This window comes from Sphingobium sp. LMC3-1-1.1 (assembly GCF_040676285.1).
Taxonomy (GTDB): domain Bacteria; phylum Pseudomonadota; class Alphaproteobacteria; order Sphingomonadales; family Sphingomonadaceae; genus Sphingobium.
Window position 1 is genome coordinate 151,968 of sequence record NZ_JBEGHQ010000078.1, and the last position, 26,444, is coordinate 178,411.

26 protein-coding genes are annotated in these 26,444 nt (G+C 64.9%); 14 read left to right on the top strand and 12 right to left on the bottom strand.

The annotated features are described in order from the left end of the window. The first annotated feature begins 55 nt into the window (after positions 1 to 55). The 6 genes from gcvT (at position 56) to MRBLMC3_RS21955 (ending at position 6,252) form a co-directional block, all read left to right on the top strand. A complete protein-coding gene (gene gcvT / locus MRBLMC3_RS21930; RefSeq protein ID WP_363832329.1) occupies positions 56 to 1,207 on the top strand; it encodes a glycine cleavage system aminomethyltransferase GcvT in 1,152 nt (383 codons plus the stop codon). 61 nt (positions 1,208 to 1,268) lie between these two features. Next, positions 1,269 to 1,640 carry a glycine cleavage system protein GcvH gene (gene gcvH / locus MRBLMC3_RS21935; RefSeq protein WP_133653717.1) on the top strand — a complete coding sequence of 124 codons (372 nt, stop codon included), beginning with the start codon at positions 1,269 to 1,271 and terminating at the stop codon, positions 1,638 to 1,640. Between the two features lie 46 nt (positions 1,641 to 1,686). After that, positions 1,687 to 3,045 (top strand): aminomethyl-transferring glycine dehydrogenase subunit GcvPA, encoded by a 1,359-nt coding sequence (gene gcvPA / locus MRBLMC3_RS21940; protein ID WP_363739216.1) that lies wholly within the window; start codon positions 1,687 to 1,689, stop codon positions 3,043 to 3,045. Next, entirely contained in the window at positions 3,042 to 4,619 is a 1,578-nt protein-coding gene (gcvPB, locus tag MRBLMC3_RS21945) for an aminomethyl-transferring glycine dehydrogenase subunit GcvPB (RefSeq protein ID WP_363832332.1), read from the top strand. The genes gcvPA and gcvPB overlap by 4 nt, the downstream gene beginning before the upstream one ends. After that, positions 4,616 to 5,260 carry a DUF938 domain-containing protein gene (locus MRBLMC3_RS21950; RefSeq protein ID WP_363832335.1) on the top strand — a complete coding sequence of 215 codons (645 nt, stop codon included), beginning with the start codon at positions 4,616 to 4,618 and terminating at the stop codon, positions 5,258 to 5,260. The genes gcvPB and MRBLMC3_RS21950 overlap by 4 nt, the downstream gene beginning before the upstream one ends. Positions 5,261 to 5,376: 116 nt before the next feature. Next, positions 5,377 to 6,252: a hypothetical protein gene (locus tag MRBLMC3_RS21955; RefSeq protein WP_363739219.1), complete on the top strand. Its 876-nt coding sequence runs from the start codon at positions 5,377 to 5,379 to the stop codon at positions 6,250 to 6,252. Here the strand turns inward: MRBLMC3_RS21955 and MRBLMC3_RS21960 are convergent. The 3 genes from MRBLMC3_RS21960 to MRBLMC3_RS21970 form a co-directional block, all read right to left on the bottom strand. Next, entirely contained in the window at positions 6,209 to 8,200 is a 1,992-nt protein-coding gene (locus MRBLMC3_RS21960) for an ATP-binding protein (protein WP_363832338.1), read from the bottom strand. The two genes, MRBLMC3_RS21955 and MRBLMC3_RS21960, sit on opposite strands and share 44 nt — an antisense overlap. A gap of 122 nt (positions 8,201 to 8,322) precedes the next feature. Further along, positions 8,323 to 9,540: a serine palmitoyltransferase gene (gene spt, locus MRBLMC3_RS21965; protein ID WP_133653723.1), complete on the bottom strand. Its 1,218-nt coding sequence runs from the start codon at positions 9,538 to 9,540 to the stop codon at positions 8,323 to 8,325. Between the two features lie 258 nt (positions 9,541 to 9,798). Beyond that, the gene (locus tag MRBLMC3_RS21970; RefSeq protein WP_133653724.1) at positions 9,799 to 10,041 is read right to left on the bottom strand and encodes an acyl carrier protein; all 243 of its coding nucleotides are present in this window, start codon (positions 10,039 to 10,041) and stop codon (positions 9,799 to 9,801) included. Positions 10,042 to 10,122: 81 nt separating this feature from the next. Between MRBLMC3_RS21970 and MRBLMC3_RS21975 the strand changes: the two genes are divergently transcribed. Further along, entirely contained in the window at positions 10,123 to 10,677 is a 555-nt protein-coding gene (locus MRBLMC3_RS21975; RefSeq protein ID WP_363739222.1) for a Pycsar system effector family protein, read from the top strand. 47 nt (positions 10,678 to 10,724) lie between these two features. Here MRBLMC3_RS21975 and MRBLMC3_RS21980 read toward each other — a convergent pair whose 3' ends face one another. The 4 genes from MRBLMC3_RS21980 to MRBLMC3_RS21995 form a co-directional block, all read right to left on the bottom strand. Next, positions 10,725 to 11,003: an ETC complex I subunit gene (locus tag MRBLMC3_RS21980; protein ID WP_363739223.1), complete on the bottom strand. Its 279-nt coding sequence runs from the start codon at positions 11,001 to 11,003 to the stop codon at positions 10,725 to 10,727. 58 nt (positions 11,004 to 11,061) lie between these two features. After that, the gene (gene hrpB / locus MRBLMC3_RS21985) at positions 11,062 to 13,533 is read right to left on the bottom strand and encodes an ATP-dependent helicase HrpB (RefSeq protein ID WP_363832340.1); all 2,472 of its coding nucleotides are present in this window, start codon (positions 13,531 to 13,533) and stop codon (positions 11,062 to 11,064) included. Between the two features lie 39 nt (positions 13,534 to 13,572). Continuing rightward, a complete protein-coding gene (locus MRBLMC3_RS21990) occupies positions 13,573 to 14,352 on the bottom strand; it encodes a TSUP family transporter (protein WP_363739225.1) in 780 nt (259 codons plus the stop codon). An 87-nt stretch (positions 14,353 to 14,439) separates the two neighbouring features. After that, on the bottom strand, positions 14,440 to 15,468 hold the full coding sequence (locus MRBLMC3_RS21995) for a polyprenyl synthetase family protein (protein WP_363739226.1): 1,029 nt from the start codon (positions 15,466 to 15,468) through the stop codon (positions 14,440 to 14,442). A 10-nt stretch (positions 15,469 to 15,478) separates the two neighbouring features. On the opposite strand from MRBLMC3_RS21995, the gene MRBLMC3_RS22000 reads away from it, so the two are divergent. Further along, positions 15,479 to 15,616, top strand: coding sequence for a hypothetical protein (locus tag MRBLMC3_RS22000; RefSeq protein ID WP_363832414.1), 138 nt, complete (start codon positions 15,479 to 15,481; stop codon positions 15,614 to 15,616). Then, positions 15,613 to 15,903, top strand: a complete 291-nt coding sequence (locus tag MRBLMC3_RS22005) for a chorismate mutase (protein ID WP_363739227.1) — start codon at positions 15,613 to 15,615, stop codon at positions 15,901 to 15,903. The genes MRBLMC3_RS22000 and MRBLMC3_RS22005 overlap by 4 nt, the downstream gene beginning before the upstream one ends. Positions 15,904 to 15,939: 36 nt before the next feature. Here MRBLMC3_RS22005 and MRBLMC3_RS22010 read toward each other — a convergent pair whose 3' ends face one another. From MRBLMC3_RS22010 to MRBLMC3_RS22025, 4 genes are all read right to left on the bottom strand, one after another. After that, positions 15,940 to 17,292, bottom strand: a complete 1,353-nt coding sequence (locus MRBLMC3_RS22010; protein ID WP_363832343.1) for an amidohydrolase — start codon at positions 17,290 to 17,292, stop codon at positions 15,940 to 15,942. Positions 17,293 to 17,379: 87 nt separating this feature from the next. After that, positions 17,380 to 18,273, bottom strand: a complete 894-nt coding sequence (locus MRBLMC3_RS22015) for a DUF2279 domain-containing protein (RefSeq protein WP_363832344.1) — start codon at positions 18,271 to 18,273, stop codon at positions 17,380 to 17,382. Between the two features lie 388 nt (positions 18,274 to 18,661). Further along, positions 18,662 to 19,468 (bottom strand): 3-hydroxybutyrate dehydrogenase, encoded by an 807-nt coding sequence (locus MRBLMC3_RS22020; protein WP_363832346.1) that lies wholly within the window; start codon positions 19,466 to 19,468, stop codon positions 18,662 to 18,664. Continuing rightward, a complete protein-coding gene (locus tag MRBLMC3_RS22025; RefSeq protein ID WP_363739233.1) occupies positions 19,465 to 20,643 on the bottom strand; it encodes a patatin-like phospholipase family protein in 1,179 nt (392 codons plus the stop codon). The genes MRBLMC3_RS22020 and MRBLMC3_RS22025 overlap by 4 nt, the downstream gene beginning before the upstream one ends. Before the next feature lie 158 nt (positions 20,644 to 20,801). On the opposite strand from MRBLMC3_RS22025, the gene ypfJ reads away from it, so the two are divergent. Then, positions 20,802 to 21,671: a KPN_02809 family neutral zinc metallopeptidase gene (gene ypfJ / locus MRBLMC3_RS22030; protein WP_363739235.1), complete on the top strand. Its 870-nt coding sequence runs from the start codon at positions 20,802 to 20,804 to the stop codon at positions 21,669 to 21,671. 205 nt (positions 21,672 to 21,876) lie between these two features. Further along, positions 21,877 to 22,047, top strand: a complete 171-nt coding sequence (locus MRBLMC3_RS22035; protein WP_363739237.1) for a hypothetical protein — start codon at positions 21,877 to 21,879, stop codon at positions 22,045 to 22,047. 158 nt (positions 22,048 to 22,205) lie between these two features. Here the strand turns inward: MRBLMC3_RS22035 and MRBLMC3_RS22040 are convergent, their stop codons facing one another. Continuing rightward, a complete protein-coding gene (locus MRBLMC3_RS22040) occupies positions 22,206 to 22,397 on the bottom strand; it encodes a hypothetical protein (RefSeq protein WP_363739239.1) in 192 nt (63 codons plus the stop codon). A gap of 82 nt (positions 22,398 to 22,479) precedes the next feature. Between MRBLMC3_RS22040 and MRBLMC3_RS22045 the strand changes: the two genes are divergently transcribed. From MRBLMC3_RS22045 to MRBLMC3_RS22055, 3 genes are read left to right on the top strand one after another with little or no spacing between them, the layout of a single operon-like run. Continuing rightward, on the top strand, positions 22,480 to 25,167 hold the full coding sequence (locus MRBLMC3_RS22045; protein ID WP_363832349.1) for a bifunctional [glutamine synthetase] adenylyltransferase/[glutamine synthetase]-adenylyl-L-tyrosine phosphorylase: 2,688 nt from the start codon (positions 22,480 to 22,482) through the stop codon (positions 25,165 to 25,167). 2 nt (positions 25,168 to 25,169) lie between these two features. After that, positions 25,170 to 25,631 carry a thioredoxin-dependent thiol peroxidase gene (bcp, locus tag MRBLMC3_RS22050; protein WP_363832408.1) on the top strand — a complete coding sequence of 154 codons (462 nt, stop codon included), beginning with the start codon at positions 25,170 to 25,172 and terminating at the stop codon, positions 25,629 to 25,631. Beyond that, on the top strand, positions 25,628 to 26,437 hold the full coding sequence (locus tag MRBLMC3_RS22055) for a ferritin-like domain-containing protein (protein ID WP_363832352.1): 810 nt from the start codon (positions 25,628 to 25,630) through the stop codon (positions 26,435 to 26,437). Before bcp ends, MRBLMC3_RS22055 begins: the two co-directional genes overlap by 4 nt. Positions 26,438 to 26,444: the final 7 nt, after the last annotated feature.

The window sequence follows — 26,444 nt, forward strand, 5'->3', positions numbered from 1 at the left end:
CTCCGGGACGGCGCGTCTGTCGCCAACGACCCTCGCACGGAAAGGCCCGCCTCCCATGTCCGGCAACGACGACATCGCCCATATCGAAGAAGAATTGCCGTTGCAGGCCCTGCCGCTGGATGGCTGGCACCGGGCCAGGGGTGCGCGCATGGTCGGTTTTGCGGGCTACCACATGCCGATCCAATATGAAGGCATCATGGCCGAGCATGGCTGGACCCGCGAACATGCCGGGCTGTTCGACGTCAGCCATATGGGCCAGCTCAGCTTTTCCGGCGAAGGCGTGGACGATGCGCTGGAACTTCTGCTGCCGAGCGACATCAGGGGGTTGAAGCCCTTTCGCCAGCGCTACTCGATGCTGCTCGACGAAGAGGGCGGCATATTGGACGACCTGATGGTTTCCCGCCTGGGGGGTGGCGCCTTCGATGGCGCGGACATCTACATGGTCGTCAACGGCGCGACCAAATATGACGACATGGGCTGGATGATCGAGCATCTGCCCGATGAAGTCGTGATGAATCATATGGACGAGCAGGCCCTGCTCGCCTTGCAGGGGCCGGAGGCAGGGGAGGCCCTGGCCACGCTGATCCCGGAAACCGCCGATCTGATCTTCATGCAGTCCGGCCTTTTCACCTGGCGCGGCGTTCCGCTGTGGATCAGCCGGTCGGGCTATACTGGCGAGGATGGTTTCGAAATCAGCGTCCCCGCCGCCGAGGCGACGCTTCTCGCCGACGCGCTCTGCGCCTTGCCGCAGGTGAAGCCTGTCGGTCTTGGCGCGCGCGATTCGCTGCGCCTGGAGGCGGGGCTGCCGCTTTACGGTCATGACCTGACGCACGCCGTCAGCGCCATCGGCGCCGACCTGGGCTTCGCCATCCAGAAACGCAGGCGGGAAGAAGGCGGCTTCATCGGCCATGCGCGGGTGATGAAGGAATTGGCCGACGGCCCGGGTTCGAAGCGCGTGGGCCTCAGGATCGAGGGTCGTTTGCCCGCGCGGGAGGGCGCAACGATCCATGCTGGCAGTGCACGGGTGGGTGAGGTCACATCCGGCGGTTTCGCGCCCACGGTGGGCGCGCCGATCGCCATGGGCTGGGTCAGCCTGCCGCACAGCGCGATCGGCACCGCGCTCGAAATCGAAGTGCGCGGCAAGCGGATCGCGGCTGAGGTCGCGCCGATGCCGTTCGTTCCGCACCGTTATCGTCGAAAGGCCTGAGTCCTTTTTGGTTTCTGATTGGTCGTGATTTTCAAGCAAATCACTCGGAGGGAAGTAAATTATGAGCCGTTATTTCACCGACGAACATGAATGGATCGATGTCGAGGGCGAAATCGCCACGGTCGGCATCACTGATTATGCGCAGGAGCAATTGGGCGACATCGTGTTCGTCGAACTGCCCGCCGAGGGTACGTCCTTCGAAAAGGGCGACGACGCTGCCGTGGTCGAATCGGTCAAGGCGGCTTCGGACGTCTATGCCCCGATTTCGGGTGAGGTCATCGAAACCAACGGCGCGCTGGAGGATGAGCCTGCGCTGGTGAACAGCGATGCCGAAGAGGACGGCTGGTTCTTCAAGCTGCGCGTTGCCGATGCCGGCGAACTGGAAGGCCTGATGAACGAAGCGGCCTACAAGAAGTTCGTGGCGAGCCTTTGATCCCATGAAAGCTCCTCCCGCTTTGGGGAGGGGGGAGATTTGTTGAATGCGCTACCTACCCCTTACTGACGCCGACCGGCAGGAGATGCTCTCCGTCATCGGTGCGTCGTCGGTCGACGACCTGTTCGTGGACGTTCCCGCCGAAGCCCGCCTTCCGGGCAAGATCGCGGGCCTGCCGGACCATGCCAGCGAACTGGCGGTCGAGCGTCACATGGCTGCTCTGGCACGGAAGAATCTGTCGGCAGGGGAGGCGCCCTTCTTCCTGGGCGCGGGCGCATATCGCCATCATGTTCCCGCCAGCGTCGATCATCTGATCCAGCGTGGCGAGTTCCTGACCGCCTATACCCCCTATCAGCCGGAAATCGCGCAGGGCACGCTCCAGGTGCTGTTCGAGTTCCAGACGCAGGTGGCCCGTCTGCTGGGTTGCGACGTCGCCAATGCCTCCATGTATGACGGATCCACCGCCTGCTGGGAAGCGATCGGCATGGCCCGCCGCATCACCAGGCGGGGGAAGGCGGTCCTGTCTTCCGGCCTGCATCCGCACTATGTTTCGGTCGCCAACACCATGGCGAAATTCACCGGCGACGCGCTGGTGCATGAGGCGCCGGCACTGGATGCCGCCACCGATATCGATGCACTGATCGCGGCCATCGACAAGGATACGAGCTGCGTCGTCGTTCAATATCCCGACATATTGGGCCGCATCGCCGACCTGACGCCGCTCGCGGACGCTGCCCACGCGGCGGGCGCGCTGCTGGTCGCGGTGGTGACGGAACCCGTTGCGCTGGGCGCGATCAGGGCGCCGGGCCATATGGGTGCGGACATCGTCGTCGGCGAGGGGCAGTCCATCGGCGTCGGCCTGCAATTCGGCGGGCCCTATCTCGGCCTTTTCGCCTGCAAGCAGCAATATGTCCGCCAGATGCCGGGCCGCCTCTGCGGGCAGACGATGGACGCGGCGGGCAAGCGCGGCTTCGTGCTGACGCTTTCGACGCGCGAGCAGCATATCCGCCGTGAAAAGGCGACGTCGAACATCTGCACCAATTCCGGCCTCTGCGCGCTGGCATTCAGCATCCACATGACGCTGCTGGGCGAAAAGGGGCTGCGGGAGATGGCTGCCCTCAACCATGGCCTCGCCGTCCAGGCGGCCGACCGTCTGGCGCAGGTGCCGGGCGTTGCGCTGCTCAACGACAGTTTCTTCAACGAATTCACCCTGGTCCTGTCGAAAGATGCCCGCGAGGTCGTCCGCAACCTGGCCGACAAGGGCATTCTGGGCGGCGTCTCGCTCGGTCGCCTGTTCCCGGATGCACCGGCGATCGGCAAGGGGCTGGTCGTCGCCGTCACCGAAACCGTGACGGCGGAGGATATCGAAACCTTTGCCAAGGCGCTGGAGGAGGAACTGGCATGACTATGCTCAAGGAAGGCCGCCCCACCACGCCGCAGGCTCTGGCCGAATCCGATGCCGCGCCCGTGCCTGCCACCGTCACCGGCAACCGCGCGCTGATGCTGGAGGAAGCGCTGATCTTCGAAATCGGCTCGGCCGAGACCACTGGCGTCGATTTTGCGCAGGCGCCAGATGTTGCCGACCGCCTCGGCAATCTGGCGCGCACCGACAGCATTGGCTTGCCCGGCCTGTCGGAGCAGGAAACGGTGCGCCACTACACCCGTCTCAGCCGCCAGAATTATGCCATCGACCTTGGCCTTTTCCCGCTCGGCTCCTGCACGATGAAGCATAATCCGCGCCTCAATGAGAAGGTGGCGCGGATGCCCGGGTTCGCCGATGTCCACCCGCTTGCGCCGCAATCGACGGTGCAGGGCGCGCTGGCAGTGATTCATGAACTGGCCGGCTGGCTGGTGACGCTGACCGGCATGCATTCGGTCGCGATGAGTCCCAAGGCAGGCGCCCATGGCGAACTGTGCGGCCTGCTCGCGATCCGCGCGGCGCTGGAAGCGCGCGGCGATGCGCGCAGCGTCGTCCTGGTGCCCGAAAGCGCCCATGGTACCAACCCTGCGACCGCCGCCTTCTGCGGTTACAAGGTCGAGGATATTCCGGCGACCCCGGATGGTCGCGTCGATCTGGATGCGCTGAAAGGCCGCCTTGGGCCCGATGTTGCCGCGGTGATGATCACCAATCCCAATACCTGCGGCCTGTTCGAGCGGGACATGAGGACGATCTCCGACGCGGTGCATGCCGCCGGGGCCTTCGTCTATTGCGACGGCGCCAATTTCAACGCCATTGTCGGCCGGGTCCGCCCCGGCGACCTGGGCGTCGATGCGATGCACATCAACCTGCACAAGACTTTCTCGACGCCGCATGGCGGTGGCGGTCCCGGCTCCGGCCCGGTGGTGCTGTCGGAGGCGCTTGCCCCGTTCGCGCCGCTGCCTTTCGTGGAAAAGCAGGGCGACAAATTCGTGCTGGTCGAGGAAGAGACAGTGGAAGACCATCATGGCCGGACCTTCGGCCGCATGGTCGCCTTCCATGGTCAGATGGGCATGTTCACCCGCGCCCTGACCTATATCCTCAGCCATGGTGCGGACGGCCTGCGGCAGGTCGCTGGCGACGCCGTGCTGAATGCCAATTACATCCTGCGCAGCCTGGACGATGTGCTGGATGCCCCCTTTGGCGGCAGCGGCCCGTGCATGCATGAGGCGCTGTTCAGCGACAAGGGGCTGGCCGAAGGCTTCACCACGCTCGACATCGCCAAGGGGCTGATCGACGAGGGCTTCCATCCGATGACCATGTATTTCCCGCTGGTCGTCCATGGCGCGATGCTGGTCGAACCTACGGAGACGGAAAGCAAGGCGGCGCTTGACCAGTTCATCCTGGCGCTGCGCAGTGTGGCCGAACGCGCCAAGGCGGGCGATGAGCAATTGAAGGGCGCGCCCCATTTCGCGCCGCGCCGCCGCCTGGACGAAACGCTGGCTGCGCGCAGGCCGGTCCTCGCTTGGACCGAGCCGGCACTGGCGGAAGTGGCCGAATGACGGACAGGCCGGCGCCGTGGGAACCCGGTTCCGGCCCTGCCGCCGCCGGCAAGCGCCATGCGCCCGCGACGGAACGGAACCGCGATGTCATATTGGCGGTGCTTCGCGATGAACTGCCGTCCTCCGGTCTCGTGCTGGAAGTGGCGAGCGGCAGCGGACAGCATGTCGTTCATTTCGCCGCCACCCTGCCTGCTCTCGACTGGCAACCGAGCGATCCCGACCCGGCGGCGCTGGTATCCATAGAATCGTGGCGGCAGGAGGCGGGCCTTCCCAATGTGCGACCGCCGCTCAGGCTCGACGCGAGCGCCGACTGGCCGGTGGAAAGGGCCGACGCGATCCTGTGTGTCAACATGGTCCATATCAGCCCCTGGGAAGCGACGCTGGGGTTGATGAAGGGGGCGGGGGCCGTACTGCCGCCGGGCGGCTTGCTCTACCTCTACGGGCCCTATCTGCGGGAAAATGTCGAAACAGCGCCGAGCAATCTTGCCTTCGATGCATCCCTCAAGGCTCGTGATCCGCAATGGGGGCTGCGCCGGGTGGAGGATGTGATTGCCGCGGCGGAGGGCGAGGGGCTGGTGCTTCGCCGATTGCTCGAAATGCCCGCGAACAATCTGTCGTTGATATTCCGGCGGCGGGATTGAAAGACTGCGGCGCTCCTGCGAAGGGAGGAGCCTGATCTTGGCCGTTTGACCCGCGCTCCTGCTGACCGCTCGTTCGAGTGTTTTTGGGGGAGCATGCTGTACCCGTAGCAGGACCGATGCCTCATTCTCTCCTCTCCCTCGTCACCGCCGAACTGGCCGGGCCCGCCGATCCGCGCGCGGCGGCGATGGCGGGCGCGCTGGCTGCGCAATATCCCGATGCCTCGCGGGCGGTGCTCTTCTACGGTTCCTGCCTGCGGGAGAAGAATCTCGACGGCTTGATGCTGGATTTCTACCTGATCGTCTCCGACTATCGCGCCGCTTATGGAAAGCGCTGGCTTGCGGCCGCCAACCGGCTGATCCCGCCCAATGTCTTTCCCTTCGAACATAATGGCCTGATCGCCAAATATGCCGTGCTGTCGGAAGGTGACTTTGCCCGCCTCAACAGCCCTGCCGCCGACAATGTGTCGGTCTGGGCCCGCTTTGCCCAGCCCGCGCGGCTGCTCTGGGCGGCGGATGACCTTGCCCGCCAGCGCGCCATCACAGCCGTTGCCGGCGCTGCCCCGACGCTGCTCTCGCTTGCTCGCCCAATGGCGCAGGCCCAGGATGCGCTGTCGCTGTGGAGGACCGGCTTCACCCTGACCTATGGCGCGGAATTGCGGGCCGAACGGAAGGGGCGATCGCTTTCCATCGTCGATGCCGATCCGGAGCGCTACGCGCGCTTTGGCGAGGCCGCGCTGGACCAGGGCCTGCCGCCATCGCCGGAGCAGGCGGCTGCCCGCTGGCGGCGGTTGCAAAGGCGCGGCAAATGGCTGTCCGTCATCCGCCTGGCCAAGGCAAGCTTCACCTATGCTGGCGGCATCGATTATCTGGCGTGGAAGATCAATCGCCATGCGGGCACCACGATCCAGATCAGGCCCTGGCAGCGCCGCTGGCCGCTGATCGGCGCGCTTACTCTGCTGCCGCGGCTGTTCCGGGGTGGTGCGATCCGCTGAGCGCATTGGACAGCGCCTGTGCCAGCCCGGTCAGAGTGTAGGGCTTGCGCAACACTTCATGGCCCCCGAAATCGGTGCTTTCCGCTATATCGCCGGCATAGCCGGTGACGAACAGCACTGGCAGATGCGCATAGAGGGGCGGCAGGGTGCGTATCATCTCTGGCCCGGTCATGTCCGGCATCAGCACGTCGCTGACGATCAGGCCGATGTCGCGATGGCTGGTGAGCAGCTTCGCCGCCCTGGACGGATGATCGCAGGCGACCGGCAGGTGGCCCAGTTCCGCCAGCGCCGCCATCGTCTGGTTGAGGACGCGGGGATCATCCTCCACCACCAGGATACGCATCGGGGGATGGAGCACAGGCTCCCGGTCCGGCATAGGCGCGTCCATCGCACCTTCGCCTCCCGCCGCGACATGGCGGGGCAGGTAGAGATGGACGCTTGTGCCCTTGCCGGGCTCCGATTCTATGCGGATCTCGCCCTCGCACTGGTGCACGAAGCCGAAGATCTGGCTGAGGCCCAGCCCGGTGCCCTTGCCGACCGGCTTGGTGGTGAAGAAGGGTTCGAACACGCGCGACAGGATTTCGGGCGTCATGCCGCACCCGTCGTCAGTGACGCTGAGCATCACATATTCGCCGGCGGCGCATTCCCCGATCTCGTGCTGCGCCAGTTGGGCCTGTCCTGTCCTGATGACCAGTCGGCCCCGTCCGTCCATGGCGTCGCGGGCGTTGACGCACAGGTTCAATATCGCATTTTCCATCTGATGCTGGTCGACGAAGATCCGCCAGCCCTTCGCCTCATTTTCAAAGGCCATGGTGATCTGGTCGCCGATGGACCGATCGATCAATTCGGACAGTCCGGCCACCAGCGCATCAGGATCGACGGCGTTGGGCAGCAGCGGTTCCGACCGGGCGAAGGCCAACAGGCGGCGGGTCAGCGCGGCGGCGCGATTGGCACCCTCCATCGCATTGTCGAGATGACGGTTCGCCTCCTGCGGTTTCAGCCGCAGCTTGCGCTTGGCCAATTCCAGGCCGCCGACCACCACGGCCAGCATGTTGTTGAAGTCGTGGGCGATGCCGCCCGTCAACTGGCCCACGGCATCCATCTTCTGCATCTGGCGCAGATTTTCCTCCGCGACGGCGCGTTCGGCGGTCTCCTTCTTGAGCCGTTCATAGGCATCCGACAATTCGGCGGTGCGGGCGGTGACGGCCTCCTCCAGCCGGTCGGCGCGCTCCGCCTCGTCATCCGCCTGCCTGCGCGCATTGCGGCGCTCGCTATAGGCGGCATTGGCGAACCAGAGCGCGAACAGCACGCAGACCAGCAGCACCAGTCCGAAAAGCTGGGATGTCTTTCCGAACCAGGCGTTGCGATCCCCTGCCAGCGACACGGCCTGACTGCGCTCCTGCAACCGGGCGTCTTCCGCCTGGATGACCCGGTCCAGCAATGCCGTGATGCGCATCAGGTCGCGGGACTTGCCCGCCTGGTGGAACTGGGCAAGCGCTGCCATCTTCTGGTCGTAGGTGGTGCGCAGGCCGATCTCGCTCAGCGTCTTGCCGCGCTGGTCGAAGGCGGCCTGCAACGCCATCACATTGCCGCGCTGCCAGTCGGAATGGCGGGTGGTGTAATTGAGCACCTTGAGCTGGCTCCCGGCGGTGCGCCACTGGTCCTGGAACAGGCGGCCGGTATCGGGATCAAGGCTGATGACATAGCGGGCCAGCGTCACTTCCGCGCGGGCGGTCTTCGCCTCGAATGCGCGGGCAAGGGCGATGATCTCGAAACTGCGCCGCTGTTCCTGCAGCGCGCGCTCATGGTCATGCGCGGCATGGCTGGCGCTGTAGAGCAGCGTGCCGAGCGATCCGAACAGCAGGATGACGAGCACCAGCGGCAGAAAGCGTGCCACGAACGCTCGCCAACCGGTCGCATGTTCATCCATGAAAAACCCGTCCGTCATCGACAGTTACACTAGATGAACAATGTTAAGCGAGAAATGCCGCAGGTGAAAGGTTCCGTTTTTGCGGCGGATTCCGTCTCGTTAATCGGCCGTCCGGTCGTAAAGTCGATGACAGGACGCGTTCAGCCGATCGCCCCGGTCGCCTTGCCTGCCGCCTCGAACATGCCGATGATCTGCCCAACCTGTTCATCGCTATGTTCAGCGCAGAGCGAACAGCGCAGCAGAAAAGTTCCAGCTGGTGTCGCCGGAGGGCGCGCCATGTTGACGTAGAGGCCGAGCTCCAGCAGCGTCTGCCACATGGCGACGGCCTGCGTCTGGTCGGTCAGGATGACGGCGATGATCGCGGATTGCGGGGTTTCCGTGCCCAGCTTGAAGCCAAGGTCGGAGAGGCCCTTGTGCAGCCGCTGGCTGTTCTTCCAGAGATGGGCGCGCTTCTCGCTCGCGTGCATCAGCTTGCGGATCGATGTCGCTGCGGTCGCGACGACGCTCGGCGGCAGGGATGCGGTGAAGACATAGGGACGGCAGACGAGGCGCAGCACTTCGAACTTCGGGTGGTTGGACACGCAGAAGCCGCCGACCGTGCCGACCGACTTGGAGAAGGTGCCGACCACGAAATCGACGTCCTTCTCGACACCCTGCTCCTCATAGACGCCCCGGCCATTGGGGCCGAAAAAGCCCATGCCATGGGCTTCATCCACCAGGATCATGCAATTGGGATGCTTGCGCACCGCGGCGACCATATCAGGCAGGGGGGCGACGTCGCCCAGCATCGAATAGACGCCCTCCAGCACCACCAGCTTCAGGGCGTCGGCGGGCAGGCGGCCCAGGCGCTTGTCCAGATCCTCCACGCTGTTGTGGCGGAAGCGGACGATCTCCGCATCGCCCAGGAAGCAGCCGTCATAGATGGACGCATGGCTGTCGGCATCCAGCACGACATAGTCGCCCTTGCCCGCCAGCGTCGAGATCATGCCCAGATTGGCCTGATAGCCGGTGGAGAAGACCATCGCGCCGCTGGTGCCGTAGAAGTCCCGGAGGGCGTCCTCGACCTGCCGGTGGCCCTGATAGGTGCCGTTCAGCAAGCGGCTGCCGGTGGTGCCCGCGCCGAAATCGTCCAGCGCCTTCTTGCCCGCGGCGATCACCTCCGGGTCGAAGGTCATGCCCATATAGTTATAGGTGCCGAGCAGGATCGTGTCCTTGCCCTTGATCACGGCCAGGGTGGGCGATTTCACTTCATCCATGACGATGGCGAAGGGGTCGCGCACGCCGGTCGCCAGCAGCGCCTCCCGCTCTGCGATCAGGGAATCGAACTTGGAGAAGAGGTCGCGGGTATTGGTCGTCATATGTGGTCCCTTAACCCGTTCGTCCTGAGTTCGGACCGGGCGCAGCCAAAGCCCCTCTCGAAGCCCGTCATGCTGTTCCCCGCTCCCTGGATCCGCCATTTCGACACGCTTGATGGCTACTCGGCACGAACGGCAAATAATCACTGGAGCGACTTTTGATCTGATTGGATCAGATCGGCCACTCTATTCCTTTATTTTACCGCGATTTCCTGACCGTCGGATGACGCCATCCGACCGGAAATCGCTCCAGGGCGGCCTTTAGCCCTTCAGCTTCGCTACGGCATCCACAAGCTGGCCCACCGTCTCGATCTCGGCCTGCATGTTCATGGTGATGATGATGTCGAATTCATCCTCGATCGCGGCGACGAAATCCATCACCGTCAGGCTGTCCCACTCCAGATCCCCCGCGAAGGTGGTCGCCTCGGTCAGTGCGACGTCCTTTTTGTTGAAAGGTGCGATCTGGCCCAGAACGCTGTCGAAAATTTGCTGGCGATCCGTCATTATCCCTGGTGCTTTCCGTGAAAGAGCGGCTTTTGCCCTCAAGCGTCGCTCTTTGGCAAGGGAATAAGGCGGCAATCGGGCATGAGTGTCGCGAAAAAAGGGGAGGGGATGATGACCCAGGCGACAGATGCGCCGGTGCCCAATGCGATCCACCTGCTGCGCACCGCGGTCCAGACCAACATGCAACTCAGCCAGATGGCCGATCAGAAGGCGAACATGCTGATCGGCGCGTCGATGGTGGTCTTCACCCTCTGCGTTGGTCAATTGCGGTCGGGTGCGCTGGTCTGGCCGGTGGTGGTGCTGGCGCTCGGCGTGTTTCTGGCCGCGACCTGTGCGATCCTGGCGGTGTTGCCGAATGTCGGCCGGTCGCGCAGCGGTGTGACGGAGGATGACAATCTGCTGTTTTTCGGCGTCTTCACCAGCCTCAGCGAAACCGAGTTCAGTGCGCGGATGATGCGGCTGGTGGCGGATGACGACGCGCTGTGCCGGGCGATGCTGCGCGACATGTATCAGAACGGTCAGGTGCTCCAGCGACGCAAATATCGCTGGCTGGGCTATGCCTATCGGTTGTTCCTGGCCGGGGTGGTGATCAGTTTCGCCACGCTGGTGGCCGACCTGGCCTGGGGATGGCGATAAGGAAGCCAGCGATCGGTCCCGGCTGCCTGGAAATTGCTTCCGGCGCCTTACCGGAAATTATCGGCGTAGGCCTGGATCTTCAACGTCTTGGGCGCGGTCGGAATGACCGTATAGGCGATCCCCTCCCGCTCTGCATAGGCGCAGGCGGCTTCCTCGGAAGAGAAGGTCAGCCTGATCTGCTGCCTGGTGTCGCCGGAACCCGCCCAGCCGGTCAGGGGGTCGGGCTTCTTCGCTTCGGCAGCCACATATTCCAGCACCCATTTGCGGGTCAGCGCCTTGCCGGACTGCAGGGCGTTCTTCTGGATCTGATAGATGCGCGCGCTCATCGCGATGGAGACTCCTGAGGGAAGATCGGGTTGCGTTGCACCAGCGAATGGACCCAAGTCAAGGCTTCCCCTTGGCATCGGCCCGTTTCGTGCGCAGCGTGGCGCTGGCTGCCGCCGGATCGTCCGGCCAGGGATGCTTTGGGTAGCGGCCGCGCATTTCCTTGGCGATGGCGCGCCAACTGCCCGCCCAGAAGCCGGGCAGGTCCTGCGTCGTCTGGATCGGCCGGCCGGCGGGGGAGGTGAGGGAAAGGACCAGTGGAATGCGCCCGCTGCCGACGACCGGATGTTGGTCGAGGCCGAACAGGGCCTGGACGCGCAGCTCGACGCGGGGGCCGCCCTCAGCGGCATAGTCGATTTCATGGCCGCTGCCGGCGGGGGAACGGAATTCAGGCGGGGCGAGCCGGTCGACCTGCTGCTTGCCGTCCCAGCCGATCAGCCCTTCCAGCACGCCGGAAAGTTGCGATCGGTCGATGTCGGAGAGCCGCCGCCTGCCCTGCAACAGCGGCGGGAGCCAGTCGTCCAGCGTCTCCATCAGCGCGGCGTCCGAGAGCGCCTCCACCCCGGCAAAGGCGGCCCGCATCCTGAGCGACCGCGCGGCGTCCGACCAGGGAAGCAGCTCCAGCCCACCCTGCCGCACGCCCTCGACCAGGGCGGCGATGACCGCGTCGGAATCGGGCCGGTCGTCGGAGCCGGAGGAAAGCCGCACCGCGCCCAGCCGCCTTTCACGCAGCGCCTCTATGCCGCCATTGGCGGGCCGGAACCGCACGGTGCGATGCTCCGCGATCCGGCCGGCGAACAGGGCAATCACTTCCGCCTCGCTGATCGGCGCGGCGGAAAGGATGCGGGCGCCGGCCGCACTGCCCTGCACTTCGCCCACCGCCAGCCATTCCTCCCTGGCCAGCGGGCTGAGCGGGTCGAGCCGGAAGCCGCGTCCGCCGATGCTTGCCCAATCGGCCCCGTCCGCGGAGCGGCGTTTGGCAAGCCGGTCCGGGAAAGCAAGGGCGAGGCAGAGACCGGCTTCATGGCCTTCTTCCGCAACCAGAGGCGAAGTCCTGGCTGCGTCTGCCGGGGCCAGCTTCGCCCACCGCTTCGCCATCGCCCGCGTGGCGTCGGCCCGCTTCCCGCTCTCGCGCCGCCAGCGGATTCGCCGCTGCGAAAGGTCTGTATCCTGCCCGCCGATGCCCCGTTCGCCAAGCAGGACGGCGATTTCCGCGGCGACCGTTGCCAGTCCCATCTCGCCGGCCCGCACCAGCATATGGCCAATGCGCGGCTCCAGCGGCAGGGTGGCGAGCATCTTGCCATGCGCGGTGATGCGGCCGTCGGCATCCAGCGCCTCCAGCGCCATGAGCCGCTTGCGCGCCTCCGCCACGGCGGCGGCGGGCGGCACGTCCAGCCAGCGCAGGCGAGCCGGATCGTCCACGCCCCAGAGCGCGCAATCCAGGATCAGGCCCGACAGGTCGCTTTCCAATATCGCCGGCGGGTCGAAGGGCGGCATGCCCGCCGTCGCTGCTGCTTCCCAGAGGCGATAGGCCACGCCCGGCCGCTGTCGCGCCGCACGGCCGGCCCGCTGGGTTGCGGCCGCCTGACTCGCCCGCTCCGTCACCAGCCGCGTCACCCCCGCCGCCCGGTCGTAGCGGGGCCGTCGCGCCAGCCCGCTGTCGACCACGATGCGTACGCCCTCGATGGTCAGGCTGGTTTCCGCGATGGAGGTGGCCAGGATCACTTTCCGCCGTCCCTCCCGCGAGGGGCGGATCGCAGCCCGTTGCGCCGCGGGTTCCAGCGAGCCGTGCAGCTTGTGGACCTCTGCCCCAGCACCTTCCAGCCGCTCCGCCGTCCGTTCGATTTCCGCCACGCCCGGCAGGAAGGCGAGCAGGTCGCCTTCCGCCTCATCGCTGAGCGCCTGGCGAATGGTGGCCGCCATCGCATCCTCTATCCGCCTTTCTGCGGCGCGTCCGACATGGCGCAGTTCCAGCGGCTGGATGCGGCCCTCGCTTTCCACCACCGGCGCGTCATTCCCTTCATGGGCCAGCAGCGTGGCGAAGCGCGCGCCGTCCAGGGTAGCGGACATGGGCACGATCCGCAGGTCGGGTCGCAAGGCGCCCTGGGCGTCGAGAGCCAGTGCCAGTCCGAAATCGCTGTCCAGGCTGCGCTCATGCACTTCGTCGAAGAGGACGGCGGAGATGCCCGAAAGCTCCGGATCGTCCTGGATCCGCCGCACGAAAATCCCTTCGGTCAGGACAAGCAGGCGGGTTCGGGCGGAAAGCCGCGAGTCCATGCGTGTCGCATAGCCGACCGTGCCGCCAGGCTCCTCGCCGATCAGTTCGGCAATCCGCTCCGCCGCTGCGCGTGCCGCAAGCCGGCGGGGGGAGAGCAGCAGCACCTGCCCTGTGCACCAGGGCTCGTTCAGCAGGGCCAGGGCGACCGCGGTCGTCTTGCCCGCTCCCGGCGGCGCCACCAGCACGGCATTGCTGCCTTCGCGCAGGACGGCGAGCAGGTCGGGCAGCACGGCATGGATGGGCAGGGCGGTCATGCCTGTCCCTCTCGCGTCATTCCGGGCCGAGCGCAAGGATCAGCCGAACAGCAGCGCGTGGATGGGGTTTTTTGGATCGATCAGCATCTTTGCCGTCAGCGCCAGCGACATGATGATCAGCAGCGGGCGGATCAGCCGGCTGCCGAAGCGCATGGCGAGCCGCGATCCGATCTGCCCGCCGGTAATGCTGCCCACAGCCATGGCAAGGCCGACGATCCAGAGGACATGGCCGCCCGCCATCATGGTGAGCAGGCCGGCAAGGTTGCTGGCGAGATTGGCCGCCTTGGCCTGCGCAGTAGCCCTGACAAGGCCGAGGCCGCCCAGCACGATGAAAATCGTGGTGTAGAAAGTGCCCGCACCCGGCCCGAAGAAGCCGTCGTAAAAGCCGATGACGCCGATCAGCAGGCTGAGCAGCCCCAGCCCGACGCGCTGACGCCGGTCCATCTCGCCGACCTTCGGCGAGAAGGTGAAATAGGCGGCGAGCGCGATCAGCAGCGCGGGCATCAGCCCCGCCAGGATCGAGGAATCGACCCGCTGCAACAGCCACGCTCCGCCAGCCGATCCCGCAAAGGCGGCGCATATGGGCCAGCGATAGGCCTTCAGATCCATATGCCCCGCGCGGGCATAAGCGAGGCAGGCGCCGAAAGTGCCGAGCGCCGATTGCAGCTTGTTGGTCGCCACCGCCGGAACAGGCGGGATTCCGGCCGCGAGCAAGGCGGGCAGGGCGATCAGCCCGCCGCCGCCCGCCATCGCGTCGATGCACCCCGCCATCAGGGCGGCGGCCATGAGGAAAGCGATGGTTTCCGGGGAAAGGATCATGGGCGACAGGTCCTGGCGGAACGAAGCGCTATGTGCTCCTGCCACCACAGGAACAGCATGGTCGAAACGAACCGGCCTGCCAAACCCTCAATAAGCCCGCGCGATGGCGAATTCGACCGCTTCGGTCAGCGCGGCCTTTGCCTTGCCATTGTCGAACATGCCGAGCGCGTCGATGGCCCGTTGTCCATAATGCCGCGCCCGCGCCAGCGTGTCCGCGATCGCGCCTGTCCCGCGCAGCAGAGCCGTGGCATGCGCCAGATCCTCGTCGCTCACCCGGTTGCCGGCGATGGCCTGCTTCCAGAAGGCGCGATCCTCTTCCGACCCGCGCGCATAGGCGAGGATGACCGGTAGCGTCACCTTGCCGTCGCGGAAATCGTCGCCCGCATCCTTGCCCATGGTCGCACCGTCGGATTCATAGTCGATCGCGTCGTCGATAAGCTGGAAGGCGATGCCAAGATTCCGGCCATAGACGTCCAGGGCCTGCTCCTCCGCCTCCGTCCGGTCGGCGACCACGGCGGAGATGCGGCAGGCGGCGGCGAACAGGGCGGCGGTCTTCGCGCCGATAATGTCGAGATATTGCTCTTCGCTGGTGTCGATCTTGCGCTGGGCGGTCAGCTGGTTGACTTCCCCCTCCGCGATCACGGCGGACGCGTTGGAGAGAATCTTCAGTACCTTCAGCGATTCCGCCTCGACCATCAGTTCGAAGGAGCGGGAGAAGAGAAAGTCGCCCACCAGCACGCTCGCGCTGTTGCCCCAGATGATGTTGGCGGTCTTGCGTCCCCGGCGCAGCCCCGATCCATCGACCACGTCGTCATGCAGCAGCGTCGCGGTATGGATGAACTCCACGGCCGCGGCCAGCTTGTAGTGGCGCGATCCGGCATAGCCCACCAGATCGGCGCAGGCGAGCGTCAGCATCGGCCGCATCCGCTTGCCCCCGCCGGCGATCAGATGGCCGGCGAGTTCCGGGATCAGCGGGATGCGCGACTGCATCCGGTCCAGTATGACGGCGTTCACCTGGTTCATGCCCTCGGCGACAAGCGCCATCATGGAGGCGAGCGAAGGCGCGCTGCTGGCGCGGCCGATGGGGTGGACGTTGCCGGTGGCGGATGCTGTCATGACAAGGGCCATGTGGCGGCGCAAAATGCTAAAGGCAAGCGGGAATAGCTTGCGCGGGCGTCTGGAAACGGCAAAAAGCGCCGATATTTTGATCGATGCATCGTTCGGGCGCAAAGCCGCCGCCATGGCGATGCCTTGCGGAGGATGAAAGTGGACGAAACGCTGAAGCGCTATCGCGAGAGCATCGATAATATCGACGCGGCGCTCGTCTTCATGCTGGCGGAGCGGTTCAAGATCACGCAGGCCGTCGGCGAGCACAAGGCGACCCACGATTTGCCCCCCGCCGATCCGGGGCGGGAGGAGCGCCAGATTGCCCGCCTGCGCCAGTTGGCCACCGATGCCAATCTGGATCCCGATTTCACCGAGAAATTCCTGCGCTTCATCATCGATGAGGTGATCCGGCATCATGAAAGGCTGCGGGAAGCCCAGGGCTGAATGCCCTCCCTACGGGCAGCGTCGTGACGGCGGCTGTCACTCCCGCTTCAATATGGTCATCGCCAGCACGGTCATGGCCTCGCTCGCGGTGGCGATGACCTTGTCAGCCTGGGGCGCCCAATAGGGGCTGTGCAGCGAGGGCAGGCTGATCGCGCCGGTCCTGGCTTTCTCCATCTGCTCCGCCGGCACGCCGCCGACCCAGAAGATGAAGCTCTCGATGCTCTTGTCCGCGCGGTAATAGCGGCCAAAGTCCTCCCCAGCCATGGAGGCCTTGGTCTCGCCGACCGTTCCCGCGGGGAAATGAGCCTTCAGCACATCCGCCATGCGGTTGGCGAAAGCGGGGGGATTGTAGGTGGAAGGGGTGAATTCGTCCTTCACGGAGATCACCGGCATCCTGTCGTCCGGCACGCCGGCCGCGATCGCCTCCCCCCTCGCGATGCGTTCTATGCCCCGGATCAGCTTTTCCCGCGTTTCGTCCGAATAGCTGCGCACGGTGAGCAGCATCTTCGCCTCGTCGGGGATGATGTTATGCTTGGTGCCGCCCATGAAGCTGCCTACGGTGACGACGGCCGGGTCGAACGGGTCCTGTTCCCGGCTGACCAGCGTTTGCAGGGAGGTAACGATCCGCGCGCCCAGCACGATCGGATCGCGCGTCGTCTGCGGATAGGCGCCATGGCCCCCCGAACCCCGTACCAGCAGGTCGATGCTGTCCACATTGGCGAGCGCAAAGCCCGGCGTATAGCCGATCTTCCCTGCCTCCAGATTGGCCGCGTCGTGAAAGGCGATGGCATGGGTCGGGCGCGGGAAACGGGTGTAGAGACCATCCTCCAGCATCAGCCTGGCGCCGCGTCCCACTTCTTCGGCAGGCTGGAGGATCATCACCAACGTGCCCTTCCACTCCTCCTTCATGGAGGAGAGCAGCCGCGCGGTTTCGATGAAGGCGGTCATGTGCGTGTCATGGCCGCAGGCGTGCATCACGCCGGTCTCGGTCCCGTCGGCGGTCTTGGCCCTGACCTTGGAGGCGAACTCCAGACCCGTCTGTTCGGTAACGGGCAGGGCGTCCATGTCGGCGCGGATCAGCAGCACGGGGCCGGATCCGTTCTTCAACACTGCGACTACGCCTGTACCGCCCACCTTTTCGGTGACGGCGAACTTCATCGCTTTCAGCCGCCGGGCGAGCTTGGCGGCGGTGGCACTTTCCTGTTCCGACAGTTCGGGATTGGCGTGCAGGTCACGATAGAGCGTCATCAGCCCGTCCATGTCCTTCGCGATGGTCGCGGCGATGACATTGGGCGGCGTTGCCACCTCGGCGGGTGCGCCGGGAGGCTGGGCATGGGCAATGGAAATAAGGCTGGCGGCGGCCATGATGGCCGTCAACGCATGACGCATTGATGGGTCTCCCTGGATTTGCATCGCAGCATAGGGAGATTTGCCGGGATTTTTAAGGGTGGTTGTTGCTTGGCGCCTCCTTGCCGCTCAATATTTATAGACCCCGGTATAGGGTAGCTGAAGATAATTCAGCCCGCTGGCCACGGCGCGGCCCAGCTTCGATCGGCTGTTCTTGAAGAAGAGTTCCTTGATGTTGAGCGAAACGCCGAAAAATATGTCGCGGTCGGGAATGACTCCGGCGGCGCGCTCCGCATTGCTGAAATGCCTGCCGCGGTAGCCGACCTGCAATTCTATGAAGCGTAGCGGGCTGTTCCTGAACTGCCTGAAACCCGCCAGTTCCAGCGACAGAAGGAAGCGCTGCTGTTCATAATGGCGTTTCCCCTTGAAGGTGTAGATTTGGGAATTGGGCATCATCAGCAGGCGGAAATCCAGTTTGTCCTCAAGGCCCGGCACGTTGTGCCGAAGGACGGAGAAGGTCGCGCCCAGGGTGTTGAAGGTCAGGTCCTGCATGGAAAAGCCGCTGTCTGTCTTATGGGCGTCCCACAACTCGCTGTAGAACATGACGCCCATGGACAGCAGCGCGGCGGGCAGGGCGGCCGCTTTCCGGTCGCCGGTCTTTTTGCCGATCCGCGCGCCCAGAAATTCCGTGATAAGATAGGCGTTGAAGGCGTGGGTCAGCTTGTCGATGCCCAGATTCGTCGTGTCCCGGCCGAACCATCCCTCATCCTTGAAGTGGAAGGATGTCGTGTCGTGCGTCCAATAGGTCTGGGCCGCGGTGACATAGGCGAAAAGGCCGAGCGCTTCCCATTTTACCGCCATGAGGCGGCTGCCGAGGGAGTGGTAACGGCCGTCCGGATCGGTCGGCTGCGGCGAGGGCGAAAGATCAGGGCCCTGGATGGAAGGTGGCAGGAGAGGTGAGGGTGTCTGCGTCAGTTGCGCAAGATCGAAGCCATTTGGCAGCAGCGGCTGGCTGGCTGACATATCGGGAGGGCGTTCAAAATCAGGAGACCCGGATGTGGTGGAAAGGTCAAAGTCGGACGCCATGACAAGGGGCGTATCGTCGCCGCTATTTTTATCTTCCGCCGACGCATTGTTAATCGAGATCAAGAAAAAAGCCGATCCGTAGCAGAACATCCTCACGCAACGCATCATTCTTCCCCTTTTTCGGCGAATGAACGGCCCTGTTTTTTGGAAGTCATGGGACTTCGATTATTGGGGGAACATATTATTCACCATCATGCAATCCCAAGCGCAAAAAAGGGCTAGCACTGAGCTGCTTGATGGTGACGGCTAACAACAGATAAAAAAAGCCCCTCGCTGCTTTCTGGGGAAAGCTGCGAGGGGTGGTGGATTATATGGGATAGGTGGTTTATTGCGCGGTCCAGCCGCCGTCGATGCTCATATTGGCGCCGGTGATATTGGCGGCGGCATCGCTGCACAGATAGAGTGCCATGGACGCCACCTGATCGACCGTGACGAACTGCTTCGTCGGCTGCCCCGCCAGCAGCACGTCGTTCATCACCTGCTCCCGCGTCATGTTGCGCGCCTTCATCGTGTCGGGAATCTGGTTCTCCACCAGCGGCGTCCATACATAGCCGGGCGAAATGCAGTTCGCCGTGATGCCGAAGGTCGCCAGTTCCAGGGCCAGCGTCTTGGTGAAGCCCGCCAATCCGTGCTTCGCCGTCACATAGGCGCTCTTGAAGGGGGAGGCGGTGAGTGAATGCGCCGAGGCCGTCTGGATGATCCGCCCCCACTTCTTTTCCTTCATATAGGGAATGGCGAGGCGGGAGGTGTGGAATGCGCTGTTGAGATTGAGCGCGATGATGAGGTTCCATTTGTCGACCGGGAAATCCTCGACCGGCGCGACATGCTGCATCCCGGCATTGTTGATGAGGATATCGACGCCGCCGAAAGTGTCGGCGGCTTCCTTCATCATCGCCTCGATCTGCCCGGTGTCGGTGAGGTCATGGCCGCTGTAGAGCGCCTTTGCTCCGCTCAACGCCTCCAGCCCGACGCGTTCCTTCTCGATGGCGTCCGCGTCTCCGAAACCGTTGATGACGACATTCGCGCCTTGGTCGGCAAGCAGCTTGGCATAAGCGAGACCGATGCCGGAGGTCGACCCGGTGATGAGGGCAGTCTTGCCCGACAGGAACTGGCCGGATTGGGAATTGCTCATGCCTGCTTCTCCTTGAGATGGTCGGGTGCGTCGAGGTCGAAGCTGGAGCTCTTCCCATTGACGATGTTGCGAGCGATGAGGTCACCCTTGTGCATCACTTCCTCCACCGCGTCGCGGCCCTGGGACCAGTGATCGAGCATGGTGGCGCGGGAAAATTCGAAGTCGCGCGCGCCGCTTTCCCAGGCGCGGCTGCGATAGATGAGATGGACGATGTTGACCGATCCGGTGTCCAGCAACTGCCGCAACCGTTGGGCATCGGCATCGTCCTGCAATTCGGGCGGCAGCTTTTCGAGTAGCGCGCGGATCGCCTTATGCTCCTTGCGCAACCGCAGATACTGGTCGGTCACCTGACGGGTACGGCTGGAATATTGAATGTCCTTGGTGCGGGAATAGACGTCGGTCATCTGGCGCGGCATCGGCCCTTCGGCAGGGAAGAGATCGACCTGGAACACCAGCATGTCCTCGCTCTGGTGGTCCAGCACGTGGGCAAGCGGGGTGTTGGACACGATGCCGCCGTCCCAATACCAGCGGCCGTCGATCTCGATCGGCGGCAGGCCGGGGGGCAGCGCGCCCGACGCCATGATGTGGCGCGCGTCGATGCGGGTGTTGCCGCCCCGGCCGCGCGTGTCCCAATAGGCGAAATTGCCGCTTTCCACGTCCACCGCGCCCACCGACAGCCTGACCGGCCCGTCGTTCAGCAGGTCCCAGTCGACGCACGCGTCCAGCGTGTCCTTCAGCGGCGCGCTGTCGTAAAAGCTGATCGCGCCGGGCGTACCCTCCGGCATCAGCGGCGCGGGCCACAGGCGCGGGCGGAACATGCCCGGCACGCCGAAGGTCGCGACCGACCCGGCCGCCATCAGATGGGCGGCCTCCCGGATATGGTCGATCTCCGGCAGGACGACATTGGGCATCCCGCCCGAGACGGTCAGCCAGAATTTCTTGAGTCGACCAAGGCGTTTATGCGGCGGATTGCCGGCGATGATGGCGGCGTTGACGGCGCCGATCGAAATGCCCGCAACCCAGCTGATGTCGATGCCCAGCTCGTCGAGCCGCTGATAAACCCCGGCCTGGAAGGATCCGAGCGCTCCGCCGCCCTGCAGCAGAAGGGCGACTTCGCGGGGAAGGGGCAGGGGCGTGTTAGCGCGCCGGCGCGGCTGGGATTCGGTATCGGCCATGTCGCAGCGCAATATAGAATAGTCGCTCGGCATTCCAACTGAATGTCTCGTTACAATCTCTTCATGGGGCGTCATGGCCCGCGCAACCCGCGCCGCATCGGGGGCGTTCCCACGCGTGACGGAATGGAATAGGCAGGCGAGGGAAAGAGAGGGACGAGATGCGGCTCGACGACGAACGGGAAAGCACCAATTTCGAGATCCAGGACGGGCGTGGCGGCCTGGGCGGTGGGCTGGGCGGCGGCCTGGGGCTGCTGCTGCCGCTGATCGGCAGCCGGTTCGGCTGCGGCGGAATCGTCGTGGTGCTGATCATAATGGCGGTCATGGGCGTCAATCCCCTGAGCCTGATGGGGGGCGGCGGCCAGATGCCGCAGGGTGGCGAGGTCTCTCGTGATTCCTCCAGGCTCAGCGACGTGCAGCACTGGTCCCTCAAGGTGCTGGGATCGACGGAGCGCGTTTGGGGATCGCTGTTCCAGCAGGCGGGTCAGCAATATCAGCCCACGGTCCTTTCCTTCTATTCCCAGAACGGTTCGTCGGGATGCGGCGCGGCGCAGAGCGCCATGGGCCCCTTCTACTGCCCCAATGACCGGAAAGTGTATCTCGACACCGACTTCTTCACCGAATTGCGGCAGCGCTTCGGCGCGCCCGGCGATTTCGCCCAGGCCTATGTGATCGCGCATGAGGTGGGTCATCATGTGCAGGATCTGGAAGGAACGCTGGGCGAGGTGAATCAGAAGCAGCGCGCCGTCAGCGAGGCACAGGGCAACGCGCTGCAGGTGCGGGTCGAATTGCAGGCCGACTGCTATGCGGGCGTGTGGGCCAAGCGCACTGGCCTGATGGAACCGGGCGATCTGGAAGAAGGGATGAAGGCGGCCCAGGCGATCGGCGACGACACGCTGCAAAAGGCGGCTGGCCGCCGTCCCGTTCCGGAGAGCTTCACCCATGGGACCAGCGAGCAGCGGATGACCTGGCTCCGCAAGGGATTGGATAGCGGTGACCCCGCGCAGTGCGACACATTCAAGGGCGCCTGAGGTCCGGAGATCTGAGACCCGTCCTTATTTCGGCTATTTCGGCGCCTCACCCGACGACTGTACGCTTTGGATCGGCGCGGAGTTTGATGCGGGTGCGGCCGGCAGTCCGGCTCCGGGGGCGAGAAGGGGCCTACCCGCTTCTGGCATGGGCTGGCCGAAGGAGAGATTTCCCGCGTCTGGCGGTGGCGGTGGCGGCGGAGACGGCATGGCTGCGGCCGGCGTCACGACTGGAGCCGGCGTTGGCATCATCACCGGAGCCGGGGTTGGCGCCATGGGTGACGGAACTGCTGTCTGCGGGGCTGACGGCACGATGCTCTGCACCGTCAGTACGACGATCGGGGCGGCGATCAGCGTCACCGCGGCAAAGGCCTTGTAGATCATGAGCGCGCATCCTGCATTGTGCGCGCTACCCTAAACCGCCGAAGTAAATAAAATGCTAGAGCGATTTCCAGGCGACCGGAACCGATTGCTGGTCAAGAAATCGCGGGAAACAAGGAATCCAGAGCGGCGATCTGATTCAATCAGATCGAGACCCTAGTGCTGGTCCAGCTTCGCCAGCAGGTCGAGCATGTCGTCCGGCACCGTCCCACTGCTGGCGCGGAAGGTCGATCGCAACGCATTGCCCACCCCCTCATAGGGCTGCGGCACGCCGACGTTCAGGACGCGGCGGATCGCGCCTTCCTGAATCCGGGCTGACCGGCCGAAGGGTTTGCGTTGCATTTCCATGATCAAATAACTGCCAAGTCGTGCAAAAGTTTCTGGCGTTCGTCGCAGCGGCAAGCAATATCGGCTCCATTATGGGAGATTTATGGTGACGGACCGTTTGGCGGTCGCGACGAGGATCAGGGCGCATTCGCCCTTCCTCGCTCGGCAATGGGATCGTTTTCCGGATATTGCCGATCTGGTGGAGCGCGGGAATTTCGACGGCGCCTGGGCGGCCGCGCAGCAGGTGGCGGCGCCGGAGGATGGTATCGCCCGGTCGTTGAGGCGCAGGCGCGGGGCGGTGGCCCTGGTGACCGCCGCTGCGGATCTGGCGGGCGCCTGGGGACTGGACCGGGTGACGCGTACCCTGTCGGATTTTGCCGACCAGGCACTGGAGGAGGCCCTGGCCGCCGCCATGGCTGAGCGCTATCCGGATGCGGAAAAGCGGGGTTTCGTGGTGCTGGCGCTCGGCAAGCATGGCAGCCGGGAACTCAACTATTCCTCCGATATCGACCCGATCCTGCTCTACGATCCCAGGACGCTGCCCCATGGCGAGCGGGAAGATCCGGCCGACGCGGCCGTGCGCATCGGCCGGCGGGTCAGCGAACTGCTGAATGCCCGCGACGGCGACGGCTATGTGTTTCGTGTTGACCTGCGCCTGCGACCTTCCCCGGAGGTAACGCCGATCGCCCTGCCGGTGGAGGCGGCGATCGGCTATTATGAATCGACCGCGCTCGGCTGGGAGCAGGCGGCGTTCATCCGGGCGCGGCCGGCGGCGGGCGACATCGCGCTTGGCGATTATTTCATGCAGGCGATCCGTCCCTTCGTCTGGCGCCGCAGTCTGGATTTCGGCGCTATCGATGCGATCACGGACATTTCGCGCCGGATCCGGGACCATTATTCGCAGGGGCAGGCCTTCGGGCCCGGCTATGACCTGAAGCGCGGGCGTGGCGGCATAAGGGAGGTCGAATTCTTCGCCCAGGTGCACCAGCTCATTCATGGGGGCCGCGATCCGTCCCTGCGATCGGGCAATACGCGGGAGGCGCTGCGCGCTCTGGCGGGTGCCGGCGTGTTCGAGGGCGATGTGGCCGCCAAGCTGGACGAAGCCTATGTTCTTTTCCGCACCGTCGAGCACCGATTGCAGATGGTGGAGGACCGCCAGACCCATGAATTGCCCAAATCGGCCGAGGCGATGGACAATGTCGCGCGGCTGCACGGGCTGGAGGATGGCGGCGCGCTGCTTGATCTGCTGCGTCCGCATGTGCAGTGGGTGGGCAGCAATTACGACCGGCTGACCCCTGCGGCGCCCAGCGAATCGCTGTCGGTGGACGAGGACCGGCTGAAGGCGCAGCTTGTCGAGCTGGGCTTTGACGATCCGGAAACACCGCTGGCACGGATCGCGCGCTGGCGTTCGGGCACAGTCCGCGCGCTGCGCAGCGGCGCGTCGCGGGACGCGCTGGAGGAGTTGCTGCCGGGATTGATGCGGACGCTGGCGGCGGCGCCCGATCCGGCGAGGGCGCTCAATCGGCTGGACGACCTGATCGGCCGTTTGCCGAGCGCGATCAACTTCTTCAAGCTGCTGGCGGCCCGGCCCGGCCTTGTCGAACTGCTGGCCGAACTGCTGAGTCATGCGCCGACGCTGGCTGATGCGCTGGGGCGGCGGGCGGAACTGCTGGACGGGCTGATCGACACATCCGCCTTCGACCCGCCGCCCGCCGTGGGGATATTGGCTGACCAGTTTGCCCGGCTGGAGGAGGGGGAGGATTATCAGGCGCTGCTTGACCGGGTGCGCCAGCGGGTGAACGACCGGCGCTTCGCGCTGGGCGCGCAGATCATCCGTGGCGGCGATCCGCTGGAAGCAGGACGGGGCTATTCCCGCGTTGCCGAAGCTGCCATCGAGGCGCTGAGTGCCGCCACCGTCGCTGAGTTCGAGCGCGCCCATGGGAAAGTGCCCGGCGGCGAGATGGTGATATTGGCGCTCGGGCGGCTGGGCGGCGGGGTGCTGACCCATGCCTCCGACCTCGACCTCGTCTATCTTTTCACGGGCAGCTTTGAAACCGAATCCGATGGCGCGAAGCCGCTGGGCGCAACGCAATATTTCAATCGCCTGGGCCAGCGCATCACCAATGCCCTGTCGGTGCAAACGGCGGCGGGGCCGCTCTATGAGGTCGACACCCGCCTTCGCCCCTCCGGCGCGCAGGGCCTGCTGGCGGTCAGCCTCGACAGCTTCGCCCGCTACCAGCGCGAGGAGGCCTGGACCTGGGAGCATCTGGCGCTCACCCGTGCCCGCCCGGTCTTCGGTTCCGGTGCGGCGCGGGCGGCGCTGGGGGCGATCCTCACCGAAACGCTGGAGCGGCCGCGTGACTTCGAGGAGCTGGCGCGCCAGGCGGTGAAGATGCGCGGCGACATCGCCCGGCATAAGCCGCCTGCGGGCGACCTGGACGTGAAGCTGGTGCCGGGCGGGCTGATCGACCTGGAATTCCTGATCCATATCACCCAGTTCCGCCACAATATGGCGTTCGACCCCGATTTGCGCGCCGCGCTGGAGCAGCTTGTCGCGGCCGACCACCTGCCGGCCGAACTGGTCGGGGCGCATGACCTCATCACCCGTTTCCTGATCGTTTCCCGCCTGGTTTCGCCCCGATCGACCGAACCTCCGCAAGCCACCCGTCCTCTGGTGGCGCGGGCCTGCGGCGTCGAAAGCTGGGACGCACTGCTTGAAAGCTACGCACAGGCCCGGCAAAGGGTGGCTGACGCGTGGGCGGCGCTGGCCGCGCCCTTCAAGGAGGAATGACGATGCTGGACGTGGGCGATGCCGTGCCGGAAGTGACGCTGAAGGATGCCGACGGCGCGGATTTCACGCTGGCGCGCTACAGGGGCAAGCCGCTGGTCGTCTATTTCTATCCCAAGGCGGACACGCCCGGCTGTACCAGCGAAGCGAAGGATTTCACGGCGCTGGCCGCTGATTTCGCTGCATTGGGCATGCCGGTGGTCGGGATATCCAGGGACAAGCCGGCCAGGCTCAAGAAATTTGCAGAGAAATATGGGCTGACCGTCACGCTTGCCTCCGACGAGCCGGGCGAGATGTGCGAGGCTTTCGACACCTGGGTGGAAAAATCGCTCTATGGCCGCAAATATATGGGGATCGAGCGGGCAAGCTTTCTGGTTGGCGCTGACGGGAAGATCCAGCGCATCTGGCCGAAGGTGAAGGTCAAGGGCCACGCCGCCGAAGTGCTGGAGGCAGCGAAGGGCCTTTGACGCTCCCTATCGCCATCGACAGCGTGGGCGCGGCCTGCGCGCATGTGCTGCTGACCCCTGATCCGCTGGCCAAGCTGATGGCGGCGCGAGCGGTTGCGCGCGGCTGGCGGATGGGGCGGCTGGCGCATCGCTTCGACGCGGACATGCCCGATCGTCCGGCGCGCCCGGACCAGCCCGAACTGCTGCCGCCCAACCAGATGCCCAAGCGCGGCAAGATCGGTTCGGATCGGGCACGGATCGCGATGCTTCATGCGCTCGCCCATATCGAATTCGTGGCCATCGATCTTGCCTTTGACCTGATCGGACGGTTCGGGGCGGAATTCCCGCGCGATTTCACCGATGACTGGATGCGCGTGGGCGCCGACGAAGCCATGCATTTCGCGCTGCTCGACCGGCGGTTGCGGCAACTTGGCAGCCATTATGGCGCTTTGGCGGCGCATGACGGGCTGTGGCAGGCAGCCAGCGAGACGGCGCATGATGCGCTCGCCCGCCTTGCCATCGTTCCGATGGTGCTGGAGGCGCGGGCGCTCGACATCACCCCCGCCACCATCCTTCGCTTCCAGGGAGCGGGGGATGAAATGTCGGCGCGCATTTTGCAGAGGATCATGACGGATGAGATTCGCCATGTCTTTGCCGGGACGAAATGGTTCGACCATGCGACGAAGCGGCTGGGCGTGAACCCCGCAAATCATTACCAAATCCTTGTGAAACGCCACTTTCGGGGCGCGTTGAAGCCGCCGTTCAACGACTCGGCGCGTCGACAAGCCGGTTTAACGCGGGAATTTTACACTCCGCTTGCACAATGAGCCGGGA

What these genes read in the sequence shown, in the direction of transcription:
- spt (WP_133653723.1), bottom strand. Translation starts at nt 9,540, where the DNA reads ATGACGACCAATACCCGCGACCTCTTCTCCAAGTTCGATTCCCTGATC.
- MRBLMC3_RS22015 (WP_363832344.1), bottom strand. Translation starts at nt 18,273, where the DNA reads ATGTCAGCCAGCCAGCCGCTGCTGCCAAATGGCTTCGATCTTGCGCAA.
- hrpB (WP_363832340.1), bottom strand. Translation starts at nt 13,533, where the DNA reads ATGACCGCCCTGCCCATCCATGCCGTGCTGCCCGACCTGCTCGCCGTC.
- MRBLMC3_RS22045 (WP_363832349.1), top strand. Translation starts at nt 22,480, where the DNA reads ATGGTGACGGACCGTTTGGCGGTCGCGACGAGGATCAGGGCGCATTCG.
- gcvT (WP_363832329.1), top strand. Translation starts at nt 56, where the DNA reads ATGTCCGGCAACGACGACATCGCCCATATCGAAGAAGAATTGCCGTTG.
- MRBLMC3_RS21950 (WP_363832335.1), top strand. Translation starts at nt 4,616, where the DNA reads ATGACGGACAGGCCGGCGCCGTGGGAACCCGGTTCCGGCCCTGCCGCC.
- gcvPA (WP_363739216.1), top strand. Translation starts at nt 1,687, where the DNA reads ATGCGCTACCTACCCCTTACTGACGCCGACCGGCAGGAGATGCTCTCC.
- MRBLMC3_RS21990 (WP_363739225.1), bottom strand. Translation starts at nt 14,352, where the DNA reads ATGATCCTTTCCCCGGAAACCATCGCTTTCCTCATGGCCGCCGCCCTG.
- ypfJ (WP_363739235.1), top strand. Translation starts at nt 20,802, where the DNA reads ATGCGGCTCGACGACGAACGGGAAAGCACCAATTTCGAGATCCAGGAC.
- MRBLMC3_RS22020 (WP_363832346.1), bottom strand. Translation starts at nt 19,468, where the DNA reads ATGAGCAATTCCCAATCCGGCCAGTTCCTGTCGGGCAAGACTGCCCTC.
- MRBLMC3_RS22025 (WP_363739233.1), bottom strand. Translation starts at nt 20,643, where the DNA reads ATGGCCGATACCGAATCCCAGCCGCGCCGGCGCGCTAACACGCCCCTG.
- MRBLMC3_RS22000 (WP_363832414.1), top strand. Translation starts at nt 15,479, where the DNA reads ATGTGGCGGCGCAAAATGCTAAAGGCAAGCGGGAATAGCTTGCGCGGG.
- MRBLMC3_RS21980 (WP_363739223.1), bottom strand. Translation starts at nt 11,003, where the DNA reads ATGAGCGCGCGCATCTATCAGATCCAGAAGAACGCCCTGCAGTCCGGC.
- MRBLMC3_RS22005 (WP_363739227.1), top strand. Translation starts at nt 15,613, where the DNA reads ATGAAAGTGGACGAAACGCTGAAGCGCTATCGCGAGAGCATCGATAAT.
- MRBLMC3_RS22035 (WP_363739237.1), top strand. Translation starts at nt 21,877, where the DNA reads ATGGCTGCGGCCGGCGTCACGACTGGAGCCGGCGTTGGCATCATCACC.
- MRBLMC3_RS21975 (WP_363739222.1), top strand. Translation starts at nt 10,123, where the DNA reads ATGAGTGTCGCGAAAAAAGGGGAGGGGATGATGACCCAGGCGACAGAT.
- gcvPB (WP_363832332.1), top strand. Translation starts at nt 3,042, where the DNA reads ATGACTATGCTCAAGGAAGGCCGCCCCACCACGCCGCAGGCTCTGGCC.
- MRBLMC3_RS22010 (WP_363832343.1), bottom strand. Translation starts at nt 17,292, where the DNA reads ATGCGTCATGCGTTGACGGCCATCATGGCCGCCGCCAGCCTTATTTCC.
- gcvH (WP_133653717.1), top strand. Translation starts at nt 1,269, where the DNA reads ATGAGCCGTTATTTCACCGACGAACATGAATGGATCGATGTCGAGGGC.
- bcp (WP_363832408.1), top strand. Translation starts at nt 25,170, where the DNA reads ATGCTGGACGTGGGCGATGCCGTGCCGGAAGTGACGCTGAAGGATGCC.
- MRBLMC3_RS22040 (WP_363739239.1), bottom strand. Translation starts at nt 22,397, where the DNA reads ATGGAAATGCAACGCAAACCCTTCGGCCGGTCAGCCCGGATTCAGGAA.
- MRBLMC3_RS21995 (WP_363739226.1), bottom strand. Translation starts at nt 15,468, where the DNA reads ATGACAGCATCCGCCACCGGCAACGTCCACCCCATCGGCCGCGCCAGC.
- MRBLMC3_RS21970 (WP_133653724.1), bottom strand. Translation starts at nt 10,041, where the DNA reads ATGACGGATCGCCAGCAAATTTTCGACAGCGTTCTGGGCCAGATCGCA.
- MRBLMC3_RS21960 (WP_363832338.1), bottom strand. Translation starts at nt 8,200, where the DNA reads ATGACGGACGGGTTTTTCATGGATGAACATGCGACCGGTTGGCGAGCG.
- MRBLMC3_RS21955 (WP_363739219.1), top strand. Translation starts at nt 5,377, where the DNA reads ATGCCTCATTCTCTCCTCTCCCTCGTCACCGCCGAACTGGCCGGGCCC.